Source organism: Polaromonas sp. P3_C2, assembly GCF_056402675.1.
This window is the reverse complement of the sequence record NZ_JBFUGX010000599.1, coordinates 1-2523: the sequence shown is the minus strand read 5'-3', so window position 1 is coordinate 2523 and position 2523 is coordinate 1. Positions and strand designations below refer to the sequence as shown.

Here is a 2523-nt window from a genome sequence, read left to right as displayed (position 1 = left end):
ACCGAAGACGAACCAAGGCAGACTGATTGATGTTTGAGAATTTCGTTTCGTGCGATGTCGACGGCCCGGCCGGCAGCTTGCACACTCTGCGGGGCGGCGCAGGGGTGCCACTTCTGTTGCTTCATGGGCACCCGCAAACCCACGCGATGTGGCACCTGGTTGCGGGAGAGCTTGCGAAAAAATTCACCGTCGTGATGATGGACCTGCGCGGTTACGGTGACTCCGCAAGGGTTGCTGGGGACTCAGCGCACGAGGCCTATTCCAAACGCGCGATGGCGCTGGATGCCGTCGCTGTCATGCGTCACCATGGGTTCGAACGGTTCCAGGTGCTGGCGCACGACCGCGGCGCGCGTGTAGCCCATCGCCTTGCGGCGGATCATCCTGGCGCGGTTCAGCGGCTGATGCTGCTTGACATCGCGCCCACGCTGGCCATGTACGACAACACCTCGGATGCATTTGCCCGTGCTTACTGGCACTGGTTCTTCTTGATCCAGCCGCCGCCTTTGCCGGAGGCCTTGATTGAATCCGATCCGGTGCGTTACGTGCGCAGCGTGATGGGTAAGCGCCATGCGGGCCTTGCGGCTTTCGCGCCGGCCGCCCTGGCCGAGTACGAACGCTGCGCGCAAATTCCCGGCACCGCACAAAGCATCTGCGACGACTACCGGGCCTCTGCCACCATCGACCTGACGCACGACCGCGCGGACGTCGCGGCCGGCCGGCGCCTGGCGCAGCCGCTGCGCGTGCTGTGGGGTGAACATGGCGCGGTGGGCCAATGCTTTGATGTGCTGGACCTCTGGCGGGACCGGGCTGAAGATGTCTCGGGCCGGAGCCTGCCTTGCGGTCACTACATTGCGGAAGAAGCGCCGGCGTTGTTGCTGGCAGAAGCGCTGAGTTTTTTCAAACCCTGAATCAGCGGCTCTCAACGGGTCAAATTAACGCCAACTACAGTCAAAAAGGAACACCATGAGCAAGAGCATCGGAAAAAAACGCATCGCCGTCATTGCAGGCGACGGCATCGGCAAAGAGGTTATGCCAGAAGGCGTGCGTGTGCTGGAGGCTGCGGCCGTCAAATACGGCATTGACCTGCAGTTTGACCACTTCGATTTTTCAAACTGGGACTACTTTGAAAAGCACGGCAAGATGATGCCGGACAACTGGAAAGACCAGATTGGCGGCCATGACGCGATCTACTTCGGTGCGGTGGGATGGCCCGAGAAAATTGCCGACCACGTGTCTTTGTGGGGTTCGCTGCTGCTGTTCAGGCGTGAGTTCGACCAGTACATCAATTTGCGGCCGGCGCGGCTGATGCCCGGCATCATTGCACCGGTGGTCAGGCGTGACGGAAGCGCGAGGCAACCTGGTGAAATAGATTTTTACATCGTCCGCGAAAACACCGAGGGCGAATATTCCAGCATTGGCGGGCGGGCTTTCCCCGGCACGGAGCGCGAGTTTGTGCTGCAGGAATCGGTGTTCACCCGTATCGGCGTGGACCGCGTCCTGAAGTTCGCCTTTGAACTCGCCCAGTCCCGTCCCAAGAAGCACCTGACCAGTGCGACGAAGTCCAACGGCATTTCCATCTCCATGCCTTACTGGGACGAGCGCGTGGCCGAGATGGCAAAAAGCTATCCAGGCATTCAGCTAGATAAATTTCATATCGACATCCTGACGGCGCATTTTGTGCAGCGGCCCGACTTCTTCGACGTGGTCGTGGCCAGCAATCTCTTCGGCGACATCCTGAGTGACCTGGGGCCGGCCTGCACGGGCACCATAGGCATTGCGCCCAGCGCCAACCTGAACCCTGAGCGGAAGTTTCCTTCGCTGTTCGAACCGGTGCACGGCTCGGCCCCGGACATTGCGGGCCGCAACATTGCCAACCCTATCGGGCAGATGTGGTGCGGTGCCATGATGCTGGAGTTCCTGGGGCACAAGGATGCGCATGACGGCATCCTCGCTGCAATTGAAAAGGTGTTGAGCCCTGGAAGCGGTGCGCCGCGCACCCCGGACCTGGGCGGAAAAGCCGGGACGACAGACCTTGGCAAGGCCGTCGCTGAGGCCCTGTCCGCTTCCTGAAACCGTCATAAAGACGGCTTTTGTCAAGCATGAAAATTACACATCATGCTTACGATTAAGCCGTGAAAGCGCTGAAAAACCGTCTAGAATCCGCCTCCGCACGTTGTAAAAACTTGCTGCTGTATTGACAGGTTAGGAGTCCATGGCTCTAATTGGAATCAGCAGAAAACTGCACATGCCGCTCCCGCTGACACACTCAACACAGTGTCCCGGGAGATATTTTTTAGAGACAACCAGATTAACTTTTTATCAACGAGGGGCTCCTTGTGAACAAGACTGAACTGATCGAGCACATTGCCAAGCATGCTGATATTTCCAAAGCTGCCGCCACGCGCGCGCTGGAGTCAACCATTGGCGCTGTGAAAACAACCCTGAAAAAAGGAGGCTCCGTGTCTCTGGTGGGTTTCGGCACTTTTGCCGTGGGAAAACGTGCTGCGCGCACCGGCCGCAATC

The 2523-nt window shown here is 58.9% G+C and carries 3 protein-coding genes; all 3 read left to right on the top strand.

The genetic code is table 11. The annotated features are described in order from the left end of the window. Window positions 1-29: 29 nt before the first annotated feature. On the top strand, window positions 30-908 hold the full coding sequence (locus AC1DWI_RS19550) for an alpha/beta fold hydrolase (RefSeq protein ID WP_477671022.1): 879 nt from the start codon (window positions 30-32) through the stop codon (window positions 906-908). 67 nt (window positions 909-975) lie between these two features. Continuing rightward, window positions 976-2070, top strand: a complete 1095-nt coding sequence (locus tag AC1DWI_RS19545) for a tartrate dehydrogenase (protein WP_477671224.1) — start codon at window positions 976-978, stop codon at window positions 2068-2070. 266 nt (window positions 2071-2336) lie between these two features. After that, a partial coding sequence (locus AC1DWI_RS19540; protein ID WP_477725505.1) for an HU family DNA-binding protein occupies window positions 2337-2523 on the top strand: 187 nt, incomplete at its 3' end.